This window comes from Bacteroides sp. 224 (genome assembly GCF_010500995.1).
In the GTDB taxonomy this organism is placed as follows: Bacteria; Bacteroidota; Bacteroidia; order Bacteroidales; family Bacteroidaceae; genus Bacteroides.
On sequence record NZ_QVMK01000004.1, the window covers coordinates 256,111 to 276,967 of the forward strand.

The window sequence follows — 20,857 nt, forward strand, 5'->3', positions numbered from 1 at the left end:
ATTTTTATATATTCGGAAACACTACTCTTTATACTCAGTAGGTAGAATCTTTATTTCCATTAGTTTTTTCTTATTCTTGCCGAAATACAAATAGTCGAAAACAACATCATGCTTTTTCAAGTATTTCATGTCCTTAGAGGTTTTGATGCCGGTTATTATTACTTCACGCAAGTTACTGTGCACAGCATTCAAATCCAGACTATCCTCATTAATGCCAGAAAGCGTATAACAGTATTTTATATTACGACTATTTTTCGGAGATACAACACTGTCAAGTCGTGTAAACTCATCCATCATCTTAGGGCACGATTTACTCATCTCTACCGCTATTTTCCCTATTTCATCTTCTACAGACGTACTGAACAAAGAAGAAGATAGTGAATAAGCAACTACAAATCCAATCGCACTAAAAACTATCAGAGCAATTTTTTGCTTTTTAGATAGAGAGTTTAATGTTTTTCTATTCATCGTGTCTTCTATCAATACACTTCTATTTCTGCAGCTATTCTTTTAGCCTTATCTCGCAACGCATCCATGTCGGCACCTAAAGGAGCATAGCACAATACAACGGCCATTCTTCTGTTCTTTCTGGTAAACGGTTTGCCGAAAATGCGTACATAAGTATCTTCTTCTGCAGTAGCTTTTTCTATTCCTTTATAACGTGGCGATTCTTCGCTTGCAATGGAAGAAAGCACAACAGCACTTACCCCCGATCGCTCTAATTTAATAGCCGGAATAGGAAATCCAAGTACGGCACGTAGATGTAATTCAAACTCATTCAGATTCTGAGTACCTGCCAGCGTTACCATACCTGTATCGTGTGGACGGGGTGATAACTCGGAAAAGTATACTCCGTTCTTATGACTCAAGAAGAATTCTACCCCCCAAAGTCCGGCACCGGTTAGGGCTTTGGTTACTTTATCTGCCATATCCTGTGCCTCTTTCAAGTGCTCGGGATCAATATGTACGGGTTGGAAGCTTTCCTGATAATCGCCTCCTTTTTGAATATGTCCGATGGGAGGACAGAAAAGCGTAGGACCATTCTTTTGAGTAACAGTAAGCAAAGTTATCTCTGTATCAAATTGAATAAACTCTTCAATAATCAGCTCTTTAATATCTCCACGACTTCCGCTACACCCATATTCCCAGGCATGTTCCAGATCATCGGCAGTCTTTACCAAAGATTGCCCTTTACCAGACGAAGACATTAAAGGCTTTACGATACACGGAAAACCAACTTTGGGGGCAGCTTCTTTCAGTTCCTCCAATGATTTTGCATAAAAATATTTAGCTGTTTTCAGCCCTAACTCCTGTGCTGCTAAATCGCGAATGGCTTTACGATTCATGGTGTAATTTACGGCACGAGCACTTGGAACAACCAAAATTCCTTCCTTTTCAAAATCATATAACCTTTCGGTGCGGATTGCTTCGATTTCGGGAACAATAATGTCCGGCGCATGTTTCTTCACCACTCTATCCAGTTCATCACCATTCAGCATATCAAACACTTCGCATTCGTCGGCTACTTGCATGGCGGGTGCTCCCGGATAAGAATCACAAGCTACCACATATTGCCCTTTACGCTGGGCAGAAATCACAAACTCTTTTCCTAATTCACCGGAGCCCAGTAAAAGTATCTTCTTCATTTATTTTATTTTTAAGTTTTTAAAAGGGTATATGGAACACAGAGACACAAAGGCACAGAGATTTAATTAAACTTGGTTTTGTAAATAAAAAAACTCTGTGTCTTTGTGTCTCTGTGTTCCAATTAAATTATTGATGTTGATCGCGAAGCAAATCATTCACCGTTTTAACAGGATTGAATGTTGAAAGGGGTACTTCCACAAAAATGGTATTCCAATCGCTCATCGCTCCATTCCATAATCCCGGCAATTCAAGTGCTTTCAGTTCCTTACCGTTCTTTGATTTATAAGAAATAAATCCGGTAGCTTTATCTACATAATTAGACAAATCGAACTTCTGCCCTTTATAACCGCGCACTGCACAAACCAAATCTACCGGATTAAAATGAGTTCCTTTTTCAAACATTTCTTTTTTAGCCGGATCATTCATATCTATTTGCGAGCTTTCCAATATTTGCAAAGAGATGGTTCCGTCTGCGTTATAAGCAAGGAATGGCCCCCCACCGGGTTCTCCTACATTCTTTACCATACCACACACACGCATGGGGCGATTCAGTTTTTTCTTCAGGTAAAGCACCAGTTCTGCATCTTCCAGGTTTTTGGTATTCGGATTCTTACAGAAAAGTTTCTTCTGAACAAATTGAAGTACCTCCATTATTTGCTCCTGTGTATACTGTCCACTATCTAACAAAGCAAGATATTCGAAGGCTTGTTTCTGTAAAGCAACCAAAACCCCGGCAATCAGCTTTTTATAATGAACCGTATCTTCTTTCAACTTATCAGGTACTACATTATCTATATTTTTAATGAAGATAATATCTGCATCTAAGTCGTTCAGGTTTTCGATTAAAGCTCCATGTCCGCCCGGACGGAACAACAACTTTCCATTATCCCGGAAAGGTTCGTTATTCATATCTGCGGCAATGGTATCGGTACTCTGTTTCTGTTCCGAAAAGCCCACATTGAAATCAACATTATAAAGTGTTGAATAGTAATCTTTTGTTTTATTCACCAATGCTTCGAAAAGCGGAAGATGCTCCGGCGATACTGTGAAGTGTACATTAGCCTTTCCCGTTTTGCTCGATCCGTACAAAGCGGCTTCTACCAAATGCTCTTCCAACGGAGTGCGTACTCCATCTTCATACTTATGAAATTGAAGTAACCCTTTGGGAAGTGAACCGTAATTTAAGCCACTCTTATCCAGAAGCAGCTTTACGATTGTTTTATATTCACCATCTTTTATCAATGAATGAACATCCTTGTTTTCTGCTTCCAAACAAACTTCATTCAGTTGTTCGAAGAAACCGAAGTTAGCAATATTATCAAAGAAAGTTTGTTCGAACTTCGTTGTAGGACGGTCATAAGCGGCATCCAAAAACTCAAAGAGGTCTTTAAACATTCTACTGGCAGCGCCGGATGCCGGAACAAACTTCACAATAGTTTTATAAGTATCTGTATATTCTTTCCAAGCATTCAAGAAATTTTCTTGTTCTTCTGCGGTAGGAGCCAAAATTCCTTTCTCTATAGAAGCCGCCGCTTCAAGTTTAAGGTATGGGAAACCAGTTTCAAAGCTTTTCAGTTGTTCTACAATCCGTTCTTCCGAAATTTCTTTTCGGTCAAGCAATTCTTTGTCTTGGGATGTTAACATTTTACTCTATATTTTTATTAATTGATGCCCAAAAATACAAAATACTATTTACTTGTTATCATATACTAAACAAAAAAAGCTACTTTTACAGTCTAAAACCGAAAGAACATTTATGGAACATAATTCATTTTTCACTGAAGAAGAAAAGAAAGAATTATTCCGTCTATATAAAGCATTGATTAAATCAGCAGGTGACACCATCACTCGGGAAGAAAAAGTAAAATTAAAGAAATACCTAACCCTGGCTGTTGAGAGCAACAATCTTAAAAGGAATAATTTTGGCATGAATCCCATTATACGGGATTTACAGACTGCTGTTGTTGTATGCGATGAAATGAGTATGAAAGGCTCCTGCCTCACAGGCATTATGCTCCATGAAATCGTTAAAAACAAAATTCTTAACTTAGAGAATGTAAAGAAAGAATTTGGCGAAGATGTAGCGAGTATTATCAAGGGGCTGGTAAAAGTCAACGAATTATACTCCAAAAGCCCTACCATAGAGTCTGAAAATTTCAGAAACCTACTTTTATCTTTTGCAGAAGATATGCGGGTGATTCTTATCATCATTGCAGATCGTGTAAATATCATGCGCAAAATAAAAGATTTGGGCGATGAAGAAGACCGGATAAAGGTAGCCAACGAAGCTGCTTACTTATATGCTCCTTTGGCTCATAAGTTAGGTCTTTACAAAATAAAATCCGAGCTGGAAGATTTATCTTTAAAGTACACCAACAGAGAGACTTATTATTTCATTAAAGATAAACTGAACGAAACAAAAGCTTCGCGCGATAAATACATTGCCGCTTTTATTGCGCCTATCAATGAAAAGCTGAAAGAAGCCGGCTTGAAATTCGACATCAAAGGAAGAACCAAGTCCATTCATTCTATTTGGAATAAGATACAAAAGCAAAAAACGGCTTTCGAAGGAATTTATGACCTGTTCGCCATCCGTATTATTCTGGAATCGGACGAGGAAAAGGAAAAGCAAGAGTGCTGGCAAGCGTATTCCATTGTAACGGATATGTATCAGCCCAATCCTAAAAGGCTACGCGACTGGCTCTCTATCCCTAAAAGCAACGGATATGAGTCTTTACACATCACTGTAATGGGTCCGGAAGGTAAATGGGTAGAAGTGCAAATACGTACCCGCCGGATGGATGATATTGCCGAACGCGGACTTGCCGCTCACTGGCGTTACAAAGGAATTAAAGGAGAAACCGGACTGGACGAATGGCTGACCTCCGTACGCGAGGCACTCGAAAACCCCGAAAGCGACTCCATGAAAGTGATGGATCAGTTTAAAATGGATTTGTATGAAGATGAAGTATTCGTCTTCACTCCCAAAGGTGATCTTTTTAAACTGGCCAAGGGGGCAACGGTGCTTGATTTCGCTTTCCATATTCATTCCAAATTAGGAAGCAAATGTCTTGGTGCGAAAGTTAACGGTAAAAATGTTCAGCTCAAATACAAGCTTAACAGCGGAGATCAGGTGGAAATCATGACCTCCAACAACCAGACTCCGAAGCAAGACTGGCTAAATATTGTTACCACCTCCAAGGCAAGAACCAAAATTCGCCAGACTTTAAAGGAAATGGCGGCCAAGCAAAGCGACTTTGCCAAAGAAACCATCGAACGTAAATTCAAGAATCGCAAGATGGATTACGATGATGCCGTTATGATGCGTTTAATTAAAAGACTGGGATACAAAAATGTAACCTTGTTCTACCAGGATATTGCCAATGAAACATTGGACGTAAACTGTATTCTGGATAAATACATTGAACAGCAGAAAAAAGAAAACGACAGCCACGAAGAAATAGCCTACCGCAGTGCCGAAGGGTATAATATGCAAACGACGGCCGATGAAATCACCAGTAAAGAGGATATTCTGGTGATTGATCAGAACCTGAAAGGTATTGAGTTTAAGCTGGCCAAGTGTTGCAACCCAATTTATGGAGACGATGTTTTTGGCTTTACAACAGTTTCCGGCGGTATCAAGATACATCGCACAGATTGTCCCAATGCCCCCCAAATGCACGAGCGGTTTGGTTATCGAATTGTAAAGGCACGTTGGGCAGGAAAATCTCAAGGCACTCAGTATCCGATTACATTGCGCGTGGTAGGGCATGATGATATAGGTATTGTTACCAACATAACTTCCATCATATCTAAAGAAAATGATATGAGCTTACGCTCCATCAGCATCAACTCCAACGACGGACTCTTTTCGGGGATGCTCACAGTAATGGTAGGTGATACAGGACGTATGGAGGCTTTAATTAAGAAGTTAAAAGCCGTAAAAGGTGTAAAACAAGTTAGCAGGAATTAAATGTCACTATTATTTTTCACCACAGAGGACACAGAGAACACAGAGGTTATAATTAATAATACGATTCCCTGCGGTATATCGGGTGGACACTCTGTGCCCTCTGCGTCCTCTGTGGTGAAAACTGATAATACAAACCAAACTCATAGCAAATGAAACATCCGTTCAGCATAAAACAACGAATAAAAAGTTTCGGCTATGCCCGGAAAGGCATCCGAAGTTTTATCAGTAAAGAACATAATGCCTGGATTCATTGTGCAGCCATTATCGTAGTTACGTGTGCCGGGTTTTATTTCAATATCAGTAAAGGAGAATGGGTGTCCATCCTCCTTTGTTTTGCTTTGGTACTTGCTTCCGAAGCATTTAACACGGCTATTGAGCGCTTAGTCGATTTGGTATCTCCGGATAAACATCCCATAGCGGGAGATGTAAAAGACATAGCTGCCGGGGCTGTTTTAATATGTGCCATTGTATCGGCCATTATAGGTGCTATTATTTTTATACCTTATGTTATAGAATATATTATATAAAAAAAACATTTTTTACTACCTTTACTTCATATTAATAATATAAAACGAAATGGAAAACAGAAGTCTCGTAACCATTGCCAATCATAGCCGGGAGAAAATCCTATATATGATTGAAATGGCGAAACAATTTGAAGAATCCCCCAATCGTAAACTACTGGAAGGAAAGATCGTTGCTACCCTCTTTTTTGAACCTTCCACCAGAACCCGTCTTAGTTTTGAAACGGCTGCCAACCGCCTTGGAGCTAAAATCATTGGTTTTACAGACCCCAAAGCTACAAGCTCGGCCAAAGGAGAAACATTGAAAGATACCATTATGATGGTAAGCAGCTATGCCGATGTTATCATCATGAGGCATTATTTAGAAGGGGCAGCCAGATATGCCAGTGAGATAGCTCCCGTTCCTATTGTAAATGCAGGAGACGGTGCCAATCAACATCCTTCTCAAACAATGTTAGATTTATATTCTATCTATAAAACGCAGGGAACGCTTGATAACTTAAATATTTATCTGGTAGGCGATTTGAAATACGGCAGAACCGTACACTCGCTACTAATGGCCATGCGTCATTTTAACCCAACCTTCCATTTCATCGCTCCCGAAGAGCTCAAAATGCCGGAAGAATATAAACTCTACTGCAAAGAGCATGGCATAAAATACGTAGAACATATCGATTTCAACGAGGAAGTAATTGCCGAAGCAGATATTTTATACATGACTCGCGTTCAGAAAGAGCGTTTCACCGACTTGATGGAGTACGAACGCGTTAAAAACGTATATATCCTCCGCAATAAGATGCTGGAAAAAACTCGGCCAAACCTACGTATCCTCCACCCTCTTCCACGGGTGAACGAGATTGCTTACGATGTGGATGATAGCCCCAAGGCATACTATTTCCAACAAGCCCAAAACGGTCTTTATGCCCGTCAGGCCATTTTATGTGATGTATTAGGAATTACTTTAGACGATATAATCTGATTGTAGTATGGATGCAAACAAACAAGCGTTACAGGTAGCCGCCTTGAAAAACGGTACCGTAATTGATCATATACCCTCCGAGAAACTTTTCACCGTTGTATCACTTCTCCGCCTGGAACGAATGGATAATAACATAACCATTGGTTTTAATCTGGAAAGTAAAAAGCTCGGCAAAAAAGGAATTATCAAAATTGCCGATAAGTTCTTTTGCGATGAAGAAATTAACCGCATAGCAGTAATAGCTCCCAACGTAAAACTGAACATCGTACGCGATTATGAGATAGCAGAGAAAAAGTATGTTCAATTGCCCGATCAACTAAAAGGCATCGTAAAATGTGCCAATCCAATGTGCATCACCAATAACGAACCGATGAAAACATTCTTCAAAGTAATAGATAAAGAACGTTGCATCATCAGATGCCATTACTGCGAGAAGGAACAACAAAGAGAACAAATAGTTATTATTTGAGTTTATAGTTTTGAGTTTATAGTTTATAGGCGCATACTGTAAACTCAAAAACTACAAACTATAAACTCAAAAACTACAAACTACAAACTCAAATCCTACAAACTCAAATCCCATGAAACAAGACTGGAAACCCGGTACACTAATTTATCCACTTCCGGCAGTATTAGTTAGCTGCGGAAGCGAAGAAAGTGAATACAATATTATAACGGTGGCATGGACGGGCACTCTTTGTACCAATCCTCCGATGTGTTATATTTCTGTTCGCCCCGAAAGGCATTCTCATTCCATTATTAAAAAGAATATGGAATTTGTTATTAACCTGACTACCGAAAAAATGGCTCATGCCACCGATTGGTGCGGAGTGCGCTCAGGAAAAGATTATAATAAGTTTAAGGAGATGAAGCTCACTCCCGGTAAATGTACTGTGGTAAATGCTCCATTGATCGAAGAGTCTCCACTGTGCATCGAATGCCGGGTAAAAGAAATTATCTCTCTCGGATCGCATGATATGTTCATTGCCGATGTAGTAAATGTACGAGCCGAAGAAGATCATCTAAATAAAGAAAGTGGAAAGCTGGAATTGGCAGAAACAAATCCACTTGTATATTTACATGGCAACTATTTTGGTTTGGGAGATAAAATTGGTAAATTCGGCTGGTCGGTAGAAAAGAAGAAAAAGTAATATGAAACGCTTGGTTATTCTGTATATTCTCTCCTCTTTTACCTTGCTCCTTTGGAGTCAGGGTAAGAGCGAAACTGTATCTTTACAGAAAAAGCCTTCTCTGAATTTTGGGATGAAAGTAGGGTTTAACTCTTCCATGTACACCGTCTCCGAATTAAAGATCAAAGATGTTACCATTGATGATACTCAAAACAATTACAAGATAGGATATTTCGCCTCCATTTTTATGAGGTTAAATATAGAAGACCATTATATACAGCCGGAAATTGCTTATCAGTACAGTAAATGCCAGGTTACATTTGATAAACTTGGCGCCCAACACCACGAGCTTGAACCCGATTATGCATCTATCAGTTCCAAGCTTCACAGTATTGAATTACCGGTATTGTATGGATACAGTATTATAAACAGAAACCCTTATGGACTTTCCGTATTTATTGGTCCTAAATTCAAATATCTGTGGAATAAGAAAAACAAAATCGAATTTGAGAATTTCGATCAGGAGTTGGAAGAAGAATTAAGACCGCTCAATATCAGCATCACAGCCGGATTAGCCGTTAATATTTCCAAGATCTTTTTTGACTTCAGATACGAGCATGGACTTAATAATATTTCCAAAGGAATTAGCTACGTTCATTACAACCAGGAAATAAGCGAAAAAACCGCCAGTAACATGACCTTTAAGCGGAGAGAAAATGTACTTAGTTTCTCATTTGGAATGATGTTTTAATTCTTTTTTCTACCTTTGCACTTCAATTTGAAAGTTATTACACTTATATCATAAACAGAATGAAAAGAGATGATTTAATTTTCGAAATTATCGAAAAAGAACACCAACGTCAGCTGAAAGGTATCGAGCTGATCGCATCAGAAAACTTTGTAAGTGATCAGGTGATGCAGGCCATGGGTTCCTGCCTTACCAATAAGTATGCCGAAGGATATCCCGGGAAGCGCTACTATGGAGGCTGCGAAGTGGTGGATCAAAGCGAGCAACTGGCTATCGACCGTCTGAAAGAGGTATTTGGAGCCGAATGGGCAAATGTACAGCCTCACTCGGGAGCACAAGCAAATGCTGCGGTATTTCTGGCAGTGATGAATCCCGGTGATAAATTCATGGGATTAAATCTGGCTCACGGAGGACACCTTTCTCATGGTTCATTAGTAAATACTTCGGGAATTATATATACTCCCTGCGAATATAACGTAGACAAAGAAACAGGACGTGTAGACTACAACCAAATGGAAGAAGTTGCACTTCGTGAAAAACCCAAAATGATTATTGGCGGTGGCTCTGCCTATTCACGCGAGTGGGATTATAAACGCATGCGCGAAATAGCCGATAAGATAGGTGCTATCTTATTGGTAGATATGGCTCACCCTGCCGGTTTAATTGCTGCCGGTTTGTTGGAGAATCCGTTGAAATATGCCCATATTGTTACGTCGACTACACATAAAACACTTCGCGGACCTCGTGGTGGTGTAATTATGTTGGGTAAAGACTTCCCTAACCCTTGGGGCAAAACTACTCCTAAAGGAGAAGTTAAAATGATGTCGCAATTACTCGACTCTGCCGTATTCCCCGGTATACAAGGTGGTCCGTTGGAGCATGTAATTGCAGCTAAAGCAGTTTCATTCCTCGAATGCTTGCAACCGGAATATAAAGAATATCAGATGCAAGTTAAAAAGAACGCGGCTGCATTGGCACAAGCATTAATGGATCGCGGCTTCGACATTGTATCGGGAGGTACCGACAATCACTCTATGCTTGTAGACCTTCGCGGAAAATATCCTGAATTAACCGGTAAAGTAGCAGAAAAAGCATTGGTTGCTGCCGATATTACTGTTAATAAAAACATGGTTCCTTTTGATAGCCGTTCGGCATTCCAAACATCAGGTATCCGTTTAGGTACTCCTGCCATTACTACTCGTGGTGCCAAAGAACCATTAATGGCCGAAATTGCAGAAATGATTGAAACCGTATTATCTAACTTCGATAATGAAGAAATTATTGCTCAGGTTCGCAAACGCGTTAATGAGACAATGAAAGATTATCCTTTATTTGCTTAGTGTTCTAAATTAATTTATAAAATAGGCCCCCTCCGCCCTTTGGGCACCTCCCCCTTGCAGGGGAGGAATTCCTGTGGCATCGAGGACTTGGCTTCGGCGCCTCGCCGATCCTCCCCTGCAAGGGGGAGGTGCCCAAAGGGCGGAGGGGGTATAGTACAACTAATAATGAGCATCTACTTATTAATTATAGAAGATCATAAAAAGAAAAAGAGCTGACATTTGTTAGCTCTTTTCTTTTAACTATTATTCCTTATCAGTACCCCATTTCGTGCAGTGCTTTACAAAGCTGATCGGGACAGGAAGTAGAACGTCTTCCGCATCGTATGCCTTCCAGTTTGGCTATTACCTCAGCTACCGGCATTCCTTTCACAAGTTTTGAGATGCCATGCAAACTTCCGTTGCATCCGTTCCAATACATAGCTTCTTTCAGGATACCGTCTTCTACTTCTATTTCAATGGTTGTACTGCAAGTACCTTGGGTTTTATAGATATACTGCATTACTCCTCTACCTCCTCAGCAGGTTTCATGTTTGTATATACATTCTGAACATCTTCGTCATCTTCCAACTTCTCTACCATTTTCTCGATAGTAGCACGTTGTTCTTCATTCAAGTCTTTTTCATCTGTTGGAATACGGGTGAATTCAGAACTTTTAATTTCATATCCGTTTTCTTCCAAATATTTTTGAATGGCGTTGAACGACTGGAATTCGCCGTACAATGTAATTTCATTGTCTTCTTCGTCATAATCCTCGTCTACACCAAAATCAATCAGTTCAAGAATCAGATCTTCCACAGCCATGCCTTCTTTCTTACCAATGGTAAATACCGACTTATGGTTAAATATAAAATCAAGACTTCCGGAAGTACCCAACGACCCACCAAACTTAGTAAACACGCTACGCACATTGGCAACCGTACGAGTGGTGTTATCAGTAGCTGTTTCTACCAAAATAGCAATACCAAAAGGACCATATCCTTCGTACACCATTTCCTTGTAGTCTTTTTGATCTTTGCCCATCGCGTTCTTAATGGCACGCTCTATGTTGTCCTTGGGCATATTCTCACGTTTGGCTGTAGCAATAATTGCTCTAAGGTGAGGGTTGTTTTCCGGATCGGGGCCACCTGCTTTTACTGCAATAGCAATTTGTTTACCAACTCTTGTAAACACACGAGCCATATTTCCCCATCTTTTCAGCTTAGTAGCTTTTCTATATTCAAATGCTCTTCCCATTGGATTTGAGTTTTTAAGTTTGTTTTTAAGTTTGGAGTTTGAGTTTGGAGTTTTAAGTTTGTAGTTTGGAGTTTGTAGTTTTTAGTTTGGAGTTTATAAGTTACACAATGAACCTATAAACTAACAACTATAAACTATAAACTCACAACTATAAACTTAAATATCACCTAAGTTTAGCTCCCAATCTGTCTTCCAGATTCTTCACCATCTTAGACATTATTTTATCAATCACTTTATCTGTCAATGTTTGGTTTTCATCCTGGAGCAAGAAGTTTACTGCATAAGATTTCTTTCCTGCTTCCAGATTCTTTCCTTCGTACACATCAAACAAAGATACTTCGCGAAGCAATTTCTTTTCTGTTTCGAAAGCTATTTTCTCTATTTCGGCAAACTGCACCTTCTTATCCAGCAATAAAGCAAGGTCGCGTTTTACTGCCGGGAATTTAGATAATTCCTTATAGTTGATCTTTACCGAGCGAATGGCTTTCATCAGCTCTTTCCAGTCGAAATCGGCATAATACACTTCATTATCTATGTCGAAAGCTTTTAAGTGCTTCTTTCCTACTACTCCTAAAACAGCCAATCTTTTGCCACCCCTTGTATTTACGGAAAGTGCAGTAGAAAACACATCATCTGTAAGATTGCCTACCACCAGATTTCTTAAATCCAATCCTAAGCGAATCAATATATTCTCAACATAAGCCTTTAGTTCATATACCGAACTGTTCTCATCGGCATGTGCCCAAGAGTTCGAGACTTTCTTTCCGGTAATCCAAAGCGCCAGGTGATAATCTTCGCTATAAGCCGCCAATGCCTTCTCCGGATTCTTTTTCTCCTTATTGAAATAGTAACAATTACCGAATTCAAAGAATTTCAGATCCGCGTTTTTACGGTTTGCATTATAGGCAATACTCTCCAAACCTCCGAAAAGTAACGTTTGGCGCATGCCATTCAAATCGGTACTTAACGGATTCAAAAGCATTACGGTTCTATCTGCCGGGTAAGATTCCATTCCTTCATAATAAGCCGCACGGGTCAGTGAGTTATTCATAATTTCGCTGAATCCGCATCCTACCAACTGTTCCGAAACCAGGTTCTGAAGCTTATTCGATCTGTCTTCTTCTCCTTTAGTGGTCAGGCTCGATTTTAGCGTAGTAGGTATTTCCACATTATTATATCCGTAGATACGGAGAATGTCTTCAATAACATCTACATCACGCTGCACATCCACCCGATAAGGAGGTACGGCAAGTGTCAACCCTTCCGGTGTTTCTTGCTGTATTTTCATTTCCAGGCTGCATACAATGTTTTTGATTGTTTGCACCGGAATCTCTTTACCAATCAATGAGTTTACTTTGTTGTAAGACAATTCTACGATAAAGTCCTCAATCGGTTTATTATATATATCCTTTATTTCGGAAGAAATAGTTCCTCCCGCCAATTCTTTAACCAATAGGGCAGCCAACTTAAGGCAATAGATGGTAATGTTAGGATCTACCCCTCTTTCGAAACGGAAAGAAGCATCCGTATTCAATCCATGACGGCGAGCCGTTTTACGAACCCATGTAGGATGAAAATAAGCACTTTCAATAAATACATTTTTCGTTTCTTCCGTAGCACCCGAATTCAATCCTCCGAATACCCCGGCTATACACATAGGAGCTTCTTTGCTGCAAATCATCAAATCGCGATCTGATAGTTTACGTTCTACCCCATCCAGTGTAACGAAAGGAGTACCCTCCGGCAATGTTTCCACCACTACTTCATGACCGGCTATCTTATCTGTATCGAAACAGTGTAAAGGCTGACCAAAAGCATGAAGAATGTAATTGGTAATATCCACCACGTTATTAATCGGACGCAATCCTATCAAACGAAGTTTATCCTGTAGCCATGCCGGGCTTTCTTTTACAGTCACCCCTTTTACGGTGATACCGGCATAACGCGGACAAGCTTCCTCGTTTACCACTGTAATGTTGATGTTCAACTCCTGATTATCAACCGCAAATTCATCAACAGACGGCTTTTTTAAAGTTGCCTTATATCCGTTTTGAAGTAAGTAAGCATATAAATCACGTGCCACCCCATAGTGTGAGCTACCATCGGCACGATTAGGCGTAATATCTACTTCGAGCAGATAATCGCTTTTAACATTAAAATAATCCTTGGCAAGCGTTCCGGGCACTGCTTCGGCAGGAAGCACCATAATACCATCATGGCCGGCTCCTAAACCGATCTCGTCTTCCGCGCAAATCATTCCGTTCGACTCTACGCTGCGGATTTTAGATTTCTTTATTGTAAAACTATCATCGCCACTGTAAAGGATAGTACCAATGGTAGCAACTACCACTTTTTGTCCGGCAGCCACATTAGGTGCCCCACATACGATTTGCACCGGTTCGCCGTTGCCCAAATTAACCGTTGTGATGTGCAAATGGTCTGAATTAGGATGATCTTCGCAAGTAAGAACTTCAGCAATAACCAATCCCTCAAGACCTCCTTTAATGGTTTGAACCTCCTCTACTCCACCAGTTTCCAGACCAATGGAAGTAAGCGCAGCAGCTACTTCATCCGGAGATAAATTGAAGTCTACATACTCTTTCAGCCAGTTATACGAGATATTCATATATATAATTTTTATTGTTTTTCAAAACGATGGGCAAAGTTAATAAGTTTTTTTCACCCCTCAAACACATTCATCCCCTTATTATGTGTAAACTTCACCCTTCCCGTTTCTCCATTCCGATGCTTAGCCACAATTACATAGCCCACCCCCTCGGTGGATTTGCCATTTTTATCTTGCTTAAACCCTGCCAATAGCGGGCGATAAAGCAATAATACCACATCGGCATCCTGCTCAATAGCCCCACTCTCGCGCAGATGCTCCAAAGCAGGAATCTTACCGGGCTGATTCTCGGGCTCGCGATTCAACTGACACAAAAGCAACACCGGAATATTCAGCTCCTTTGCCAATAACTTAGCCTGGCGGGTAGTTTGCGCCACCACCTGCTCGCGGTTCATACGCGAAGAAGCCGAACGGGTATCCAACAACTGGAGGTAATCCAGAATAATCATATCGCACTGCTTTTTCTTACAAAGCATACGGGCACCTGCCCGGATATGATCTATACTCATGGAGGGAGAATCGTCTACCAAAATAGAGAGTTTCTTTAACGCAGCAATCGCCTTCCGCGCCTTTTTCAACTCCTCTTTAGTTAGCTGACCGCTCCGCCACTTGGAGGGGTCAATACCCGCCTGCCCGGTAATCATACGGTCTGCCAAGCGTTCTCCCTGCATTTCAATACTATAAACCACCACCTTATGTCCGGCACGCGAAGCGGAAAGAGCTATATGCAAGCCCATAGCCGTTTTACCCACCGAAGGACGGGCAGCAAGCACCACCAGGTCGCCCCGCTGAAAGCCGGAGGTCATTTTATCTAAAGCGGAAAGCCCGGTGGGAATACCTGTCAGTCCGTTGCGGCTCTCCTTCATGCGTTGCTTGCGTTGAGCATCAGCATCCTGCAAAAGCGTAGCAAAATCACGGCGATTCTGTTTCCAGGCGTAGGTGCCTTCTACGCCGTCCAACATACGGTGGGTTTCCATCAGGGTATCCTGGATATCCAGAGTCTCGTCCGCAGCATGAGAGTGAAGTAGCTGCCCGCCAATCATCAGACTACGGCGCATATATTTTTCACGAAGAATATGCACATGTGTTTCCAGATGGGCACTACTCGCCACCTGTCCGGAAAGCCGGGAGATGTAGTAAGCACCGCCTACCTCTTCGAGCGTACCGCGAGAGCGGAGCTCTTCAACCACGGTTATTATGTCAATAGGAGCAGCACGGGAGTACATATTTTCCAATGCTTCATAAATAAGCTGGTGCTCTGCCTTATAGAATACTTCTTTATGAAGCATGCTGTCTATACGGCTCATGGCATGGGTTTCAATGAGTAAAGCGCCTAAAACCACTTCTTCCAATTCCACAGAGAAAGGATTCAAAAGAAGGGAAAGGTCGGTGGGTGGGGATGGGGTTAGTTTTTTCATTGTTTGTCCGTTTTGAGTTAATTCACCACAGATTCACACAGATTTTCACAGATTATTAATTAAAAGTTCTACCTTCTTTGCTTTTATAATTTATAGTGAAATGATTTAATCTGTGGAAATCTGCGTTAATCTGTGGTGAAATAGTTTTCCTGTTCGAATCAACCCCACAGAGTAATTATATAAACATTCCATTTAGATATTATGTAACTTTAAAAAATAAGAGAGGAAGGCTATTTTCAGTAGCAAATAATTAAGAATATAGTACGGCATGATAGTTACCAACTTTCAATTCTTTTTCCCGTTTTTCTGTTCTTTTATTCTTGATTAATCAAAAACATCTTCGCTGAATCCATCCTCATATTCATTCAAAAAACATTTACCGGAAATATAGCCGGAGGCTTGCCGACAGAAACGTGTGTTCTTCAGGTGACCATAATACACAGATGCACGACCCGTAGCAAGAGAACGCTCTTCGGGCGTAAGCCTCACCCACTCTTTGCGTGCCTCGTATTTGTTCACCTTATCCATGCGCGTCACAGAATGGTAGTGCTCCCAGAATTCTTCGAAAAGGCGGTCTACCTCTTCGGGTGTTTGCGTCTGTTCCGGCTTATCTTTCTTCAACGACCTGCCCGTCCAGCAATCGTACTCCATCACACGAAGGCGGGTAACACGATGGTATTTCTCTTCCGATAGCCGCTCAATATAACCCTTATCTATCAACTTTTTGAGCAAGGTACGAACATGGCTCTTACTGCACCTCATACAACGCGCCCACTCTTCGAGGCTACGGTAAGACTCGCCGCGACGGCAAACAAACTCCTTACCTCCTACCCGATACGGACAGTCTTTATAGTTAACCCCCAACAAAAGATGGGCAAAGAACGCTGCTTCCTCCGAGGAAGAGGTACAAGGAACACTCTGCAACAACAGTTTCACAAACTCGCGGGGAAGGAAGATATAACCCTGACTAAAAGCACTTGCTAATAACTTTTCACTTGGTTTCATTTCTTATCTATTTTTTAGTATTGATTAATAATGCACAAGCCACGCACACCTATTAAAGGCGCTATATCCTGTTTTTCAGGACTTTACAAGAAAACAATAAGCTGTTTTCGCACAACAACCGACACCTATAAAAAAATAAAAGATTAAAAAACTATTTATTGAGCAATATTTCCCAAAAAGAATAGATACCTTTCCAACAACGCAAAATCACCGTTTTACAAACATTAATCTTTTAATTCCTGATTCGCATAGCAAATATAAGTATTATTATTAAACATCCAAACCATTTCGCAAGAAATATTTCAAATAATCATTTCTTAAACCATAATTAATCCGATTTGTTTATATAAAAACGAGCAAATGCTTATTATACATCATTAAAAACTATTTCTTTATTACCCACATAAAACTTATACATTATGTTTTTATCTAAATTTATTGCCGGCAACGCCAAAAAACTAATCGAAAGAGGAGCAGACAGAACAGCAAGCGCCAATATGAGCACCATGCGAAGCGCGTGTTCCTTTGCAGGACAATCAATTTCCTTAGCCAAGTTTTTCACCTGCAACAACCTGATAATGTATCAGCACTACCTGCAACGCAGGGGAACTTCGAGAAACACCATCTCTTTTTATATGCGAAGACTCAGGTCGTTATACAATCAGGCTATCAGAGAAGGGTTAATGCAAAGAATACCCGGATTATTCTCGGTAGTATTTACCGGATATGTACGAACCAAGAAAAGAGCAGTAGCGCCCGAGGTGATAAGAAAACTACAGGAAGCAGACTTATCGCAAGAGCCCGACTTAGCATTCTGGAGAGATATTTTCATGCTTAGCTTTTACTTGCAGGGAATGTCTTTCGTGGATATGGCACACCTGAAAAGCGAGAATATACAGGAAAGAACCATCGTTTATGCGCGGAGCAAAACAAGCACACAGATATCTATACCTTTAAGTGGCCCCGCCATCGAGATATTGAGGAAATACCGCCAGGCGCCCGAATGTATCTACCTGCTTCCTTTTATCATAGACCCGAAAAAGAAAGAAAGTACACAGCGCGAAAGTGCCCTAAAAATGTTCAATAGAAAACTAAAGATACTGGCAGAAATGCTGGGGATAAAAACCAAAATAACATCATATACAGCAAGACATACCTGGGCAACCACAGCCTATCATCAGGGAGTACCCTTACCAATCATCAGCCAGGCAATGGGACACAGAACAGAAGAAGTAACAAGGGTATATCTGGATTCTTTTAACTTAGAAGAAATCAGCAAAGCACAAGAAGCGGTTTTGGATACTATAGCGCCAAAAGCATTAAATAGAAAGGAAAGAAGAATGTGGAAGAGAGTAGGAAATGGGAAGGATTATGTCCGTCACCGTGCAAGTGACGGACAAATCCGATGCAAACATAATGCATTTGGTTGAAACACGCAAACAGAAAAGCGGAGCAAAAAACAAGAAAGATAGAACAATACCCCAATAATTAATTTATTTTGATTTACAAAAGAAATCAAACAGGACATACTATGTATTATAGTGAACCAAAATAAACGGTAATTCTATTCAACATTTCACAAAACACCTATTAAATCAAAACTTAACACCTATTAACACTTAAAAGAGGGCGGAGAGTCTATAAAATTAGGTCGGACCTAATAAGTGATTAAGTCCGACCTAAAGCCTCGTTAAGTCCGACTTAATACTTGGTTTAGTCCGACATAAAAGGATGAGAATAAAATGCAAAGTGTAAGCCTGCAAATCAAGGCTCTCCCAAAGCCTCTACTATGAGCTGAACCTGCCGGGGAGTAAAATAATGGGCACGGGGGTTCATACCGGTAGCCAGAAGAGCGTCATATAAGCCATTAGCTTCGCGAATCCAGACTTTAAGCGTTTTAATAGAAGATTGGTAAGACATGCCCGGATTATAGAGGCGGGCAAGCTCTGCTTTGCCATAAGCGGCAATTTTAAAACATGATTCGGTTTCCATTTATCACCTCATTTTTGATTACTATTATTACTACACAAATATAATCATTTATAGGCTGTATTCAAAGAAAACAGGACAAATAATACGTGGAAATATTTAGCTAAAAAACTTCGTAAAAGATTATATATCAATATACTACAATATCATTTAATGGACAACCCGGTGGTTGCGTATTGTATCTTTGTATTAGTAACCGGGAGGTAGGTTACGATTAAACAATAATCAATATTTATTCATCTAATTCTTTATTTTATGTCTATTGTGTATAAGAAGGCACTACGTGCCATACCGGGAAAGCCGGATGCAGAAAAGAAGTATTATCCGGAGTTATTAAGCATGGGGAAGAGCACGGATCTGGATGCCATTGCTTACGAGATCAAAGAGAAGAGTTCGTTATCCAAAGGGGATATACTAAGTGTGTTGTCCAACTTCGTAGAAGCCATGAGAGCTGCGCTCTTTCAGGGGCATTCGGTCAACATCAGAGATTTTGGGGTATTCAGTCTTTCGGCACAAACTGAAGGGGCGGATACGGCGAAGGAGTGCACAGTTAAGAAAATCAAGTCGGTGAGAATCAACTTCAGAGCCTCTACAAGTGTAAGACCCAGCATGGCAGCCACGAGAGCAGGAGACAGAATGGAGTTTATAGACTTGGCTACTTATTTAAAGAATTTATCTGCGGCAAATGGAAATGAAGATAATTCGGACCCATCAGGTGGTGATTCAGGATCAGGAGGCGGAGGAGACGAGTTTATTGATCCATCAGCATAATGACAAGCAATCGCCCCGATAGGGGCGAGATGTGCATAACCCCGGGTAAACGAAGTGCAGCCCGGGGTAGATAAGCCACACCAACCAACCTGAGCCCCGAAGCGGGCTCAACCGGAATACGATTCATTACACCTTATTATATATAGCTAAACAGCATAACAATATAATTATGAAACAACTTATCATCAAATTAACCGAATGTATTGCAGTGATACTGCCTTTCCTTAAAAAGAAGAATGCAAAAGAAATCAGGGAGTTTAGTGAGCTGATTATGGATCAGTACACTTTTTTAGTGGATCAACTTGAAAAAGTACTCAAAGATTATTTTGAGCTAAGTGATAAAGTGAAAGAAATGCACGCAGAGATCTTTCGACTCAGGGAAGAGATTGCAAGGGCTACAACTCCACAATAACATATTGATATTCAGAAGGTTCAGCCCCTTCGGGGCTGTATCGAGGAGGGAGACGACCCTACCCCGGGCTGCACTTCGTTTACCCGGGGTTATGCATAGTACAGCCACTTCGTGGCTAAGCCTTCCGGAAACGATTTGGAAATAATCTCTAAAAAACAGCAATAACTAAAAGAATATAGGTAATGAGAAAAATCAATTTAATAGTAGTACACTGTTCAGCTACCCGAGAAAACATAAGATACACAGAATCGCAACTCGAAGAAGACCACAGGGCACGAGGATTCAATGGCACAGGATACCACTTCTACATCCGAAAGGATGGGCACATCATAACTACCCGACCCTTAGAGAAAATAGGGGCACATGCCAAAGGATACAATGCGCATTCCATTGGAATATGTTACGAAGGAGGGCTCGATGAACGAGGAATCCCTAAAGATACAAGAACCTCCTGGCAGAAACATTCTTTACAAGTACTTATCAAAGCATTACAAATGGACTATCCCGATGCTAAAGTATGCGGACACAGAGATTTAAGTCCGGATAAAAATAAGAACGGGAGGATTGAACCATGCGAATGGATCAAAATGTGCCCATGCTTTGATGTACTCAAAGAGCTATAACAGCTTATCAAAAGGAGGTTCAGGCATTTGTCCGTCACTTGCACGGTGACGGACAAAAACAGAAACTTTAAAAATATATCAAAGGTAACATGAATGCAAGAGCCTTATACTTGTTTTTTTTAAATGCTGTAAACACGATCTGTTATTTTGGCTCCGATCGTATCAACATTAAAAGCCATAGAGTTATGCACAAACGCTATTTAGCAATCGCTTTCGGATGGTTAGTAATCTCTCCTACTATTTGTTTGGCACAAAACAATGGGGTACGCACCGAGATGCTTTCTTTATACAAGAAGACTTCCATGCCGCATGTTGTATTGAAAAACAATTTGCTACTCGATGCTACGCTTAGCTTTAATCTGGCGGCGGAGTTTCGGTTGTCGCGTCGGTATACGCTGGAGATAGGCGGTAGTTATAATCCCTGGACTTTCTCTTCCAA

General features: G+C 40.7%; 20 protein-coding genes and 1 pseudogene (1 of these 21 cut by a window edge). 12 read left to right on the plus strand and 9 right to left on the minus strand.

Going from position 1 to position 20,857, the window contains the following annotated elements:
* Nucleotides 1-21: 21 nt before the first annotated feature.
* From D0T60_RS04590 to D0T60_RS04600, 3 genes are all read right to left on the minus strand, one after another.
* Nucleotides 22-468 carry a hypothetical protein gene (locus tag D0T60_RS04590; RefSeq protein WP_163216973.1) on the minus strand — a complete coding sequence of 149 codons (447 nt, stop codon included), beginning with the start codon at nucleotides 466-468 and terminating at the stop codon, nucleotides 22-24.
* Nucleotides 469-479: 11 nt separating this feature from the next.
* Complete coding sequence (gene purT / locus D0T60_RS04595) at nucleotides 480-1,646, minus strand: formate-dependent phosphoribosylglycinamide formyltransferase (RefSeq protein WP_163216974.1); 1,167 nt, start codon at nucleotides 1,644-1,646, stop codon at nucleotides 480-482.
* A 127-nt stretch (nucleotides 1,647-1,773) separates the two neighbouring features.
* Nucleotides 1,774-3,291, minus strand: a complete 1,518-nt coding sequence (locus tag D0T60_RS04600) for a DUF4301 family protein (RefSeq protein ID WP_163216975.1) — start codon at nucleotides 3,289-3,291, stop codon at nucleotides 1,774-1,776.
* Between the two features lie 112 nt (nucleotides 3,292-3,403).
* Here D0T60_RS04600 and D0T60_RS04605 point away from each other — a divergent pair, with 112 nt between their 5' ends.
* The 7 genes from D0T60_RS04605 (at nucleotide 3,404) to glyA (ending at nucleotide 10,341) form a co-directional block, all read left to right on the plus strand.
* Nucleotides 3,404-5,620, plus strand: coding sequence for a bifunctional (p)ppGpp synthetase/guanosine-3',5'-bis(diphosphate) 3'-pyrophosphohydrolase (locus tag D0T60_RS04605; RefSeq protein ID WP_163216976.1), 2,217 nt, complete (start codon nucleotides 3,404-3,406; stop codon nucleotides 5,618-5,620).
* A 149-nt stretch (nucleotides 5,621-5,769) separates the two neighbouring features.
* A complete protein-coding gene (locus tag D0T60_RS04610; protein WP_163216977.1) occupies nucleotides 5,770-6,147 on the plus strand; it encodes a diacylglycerol kinase family protein in 378 nt (125 codons plus the stop codon).
* Between the two features lie 49 nt (nucleotides 6,148-6,196).
* The gene (gene pyrB, locus D0T60_RS04615) at nucleotides 6,197-7,123 is read left to right on the plus strand and encodes an aspartate carbamoyltransferase (RefSeq protein WP_163216978.1); all 927 of its coding nucleotides are present in this window, start codon (nucleotides 6,197-6,199) and stop codon (nucleotides 7,121-7,123) included.
* Between the two features lie 7 nt (nucleotides 7,124-7,130).
* Nucleotides 7,131-7,592: an aspartate carbamoyltransferase regulatory subunit gene (pyrI, locus tag D0T60_RS04620; protein ID WP_163216979.1), complete on the plus strand. Its 462-nt coding sequence runs from the start codon at nucleotides 7,131-7,133 to the stop codon at nucleotides 7,590-7,592.
* A 112-nt stretch (nucleotides 7,593-7,704) separates the two neighbouring features.
* A complete protein-coding gene (locus D0T60_RS04625; protein WP_163216980.1) occupies nucleotides 7,705-8,274 on the plus strand; it encodes a flavin reductase family protein in 570 nt (189 codons plus the stop codon).
* Between the two features lies 1 nt (nucleotide 8,275).
* Nucleotides 8,276-9,004: a porin family protein gene (locus tag D0T60_RS04630; protein ID WP_163216981.1), complete on the plus strand. Its 729-nt coding sequence runs from the start codon at nucleotides 8,276-8,278 to the stop codon at nucleotides 9,002-9,004.
* 59 nt (nucleotides 9,005-9,063) lie between these two features.
* Nucleotides 9,064-10,341, plus strand: a complete 1,278-nt coding sequence (glyA, locus tag D0T60_RS04635; protein WP_163216982.1) for a serine hydroxymethyltransferase — start codon at nucleotides 9,064-9,066, stop codon at nucleotides 10,339-10,341.
* A gap of 253 nt (nucleotides 10,342-10,594) precedes the next feature.
* Here glyA and D0T60_RS04640 read toward each other — a convergent pair whose 3' ends face one another.
* The 5 genes from D0T60_RS04640 to D0T60_RS04660 all read right to left on the minus strand — a co-directional run bounded on the left by D0T60_RS04640 (nucleotide 10,595) and on the right by D0T60_RS04660 (nucleotide 16,623).
* Nucleotides 10,595-10,840, minus strand: a complete 246-nt coding sequence (locus tag D0T60_RS04640) for a TIGR03905 family TSCPD domain-containing protein (protein WP_163216983.1) — start codon at nucleotides 10,838-10,840, stop codon at nucleotides 10,595-10,597.
* A complete protein-coding gene (locus tag D0T60_RS04645; RefSeq protein WP_163216984.1) occupies nucleotides 10,840-11,574 on the minus strand; it encodes a YebC/PmpR family DNA-binding transcriptional regulator in 735 nt (244 codons plus the stop codon). The genes D0T60_RS04640 and D0T60_RS04645 overlap by 1 nt, the downstream gene beginning before the upstream one ends.
* 163 nt (nucleotides 11,575-11,737) lie before the next feature.
* Nucleotides 11,738-14,200: a phenylalanine--tRNA ligase subunit beta gene (gene pheT, locus D0T60_RS04650; RefSeq protein ID WP_163216985.1), complete on the minus strand. Its 2,463-nt coding sequence runs from the start codon at nucleotides 14,198-14,200 to the stop codon at nucleotides 11,738-11,740.
* 53 nt (nucleotides 14,201-14,253) lie between these two features.
* Entirely contained in the window at nucleotides 14,254-15,618 is a 1,365-nt protein-coding gene (gene dnaB, locus D0T60_RS04655; RefSeq protein ID WP_163216986.1) for a replicative DNA helicase, read from the minus strand.
* A 324-nt stretch (nucleotides 15,619-15,942) separates the two neighbouring features.
* Complete coding sequence (locus D0T60_RS04660) at nucleotides 15,943-16,623, minus strand: hypothetical protein (protein ID WP_163216987.1); 681 nt, start codon at nucleotides 16,621-16,623, stop codon at nucleotides 15,943-15,945.
* Between the two features lie 419 nt (nucleotides 16,624-17,042).
* On the opposite strand from D0T60_RS04660, the gene D0T60_RS04665 reads away from it, so the two are divergent.
* A complete protein-coding gene (locus tag D0T60_RS04665) occupies nucleotides 17,043-18,053 on the plus strand; it encodes a site-specific integrase (RefSeq protein WP_163216988.1) in 1,011 nt (336 codons plus the stop codon).
* Between the two features lie 334 nt (nucleotides 18,054-18,387).
* On the opposite strand, the gene D0T60_RS04670 is transcribed toward D0T60_RS04665, so the two are convergent.
* Nucleotides 18,388-18,615 (minus strand): DUF4248 domain-containing protein, encoded by a 228-nt coding sequence (locus tag D0T60_RS04670; protein ID WP_203558278.1) that lies wholly within the window; start codon nucleotides 18,613-18,615, stop codon nucleotides 18,388-18,390.
* Nucleotides 18,616-18,867: 252 nt separating this feature from the next.
* Between D0T60_RS04670 and D0T60_RS04675 the strand changes: the two genes are divergently transcribed.
* The 4 genes and pseudogenes from D0T60_RS04675 to D0T60_RS18925 all read left to right on the plus strand — a co-directional run.
* Nucleotides 18,868-19,383, plus strand: coding sequence for an HU family DNA-binding protein (locus D0T60_RS04675; protein WP_163216989.1), 516 nt, complete (start codon nucleotides 18,868-18,870; stop codon nucleotides 19,381-19,383).
* 169 nt (nucleotides 19,384-19,552) lie between these two features.
* A complete protein-coding gene (locus D0T60_RS04680; RefSeq protein WP_163216990.1) occupies nucleotides 19,553-19,795 on the plus strand; it encodes a hypothetical protein in 243 nt (80 codons plus the stop codon).
* Nucleotides 19,796-19,977: 182 nt separating this feature from the next.
* Complete coding sequence (locus D0T60_RS04685; RefSeq protein WP_163216991.1) at nucleotides 19,978-20,418, plus strand: N-acetylmuramoyl-L-alanine amidase; 441 nt, start codon at nucleotides 19,978-19,980, stop codon at nucleotides 20,416-20,418.
* A gap of 185 nt (nucleotides 20,419-20,603) precedes the next feature.
* Nucleotides 20,604-20,857: pseudogene (locus D0T60_RS18925) on the plus strand (DUF3575 domain-containing protein); it runs 40 nt beyond the window's last position.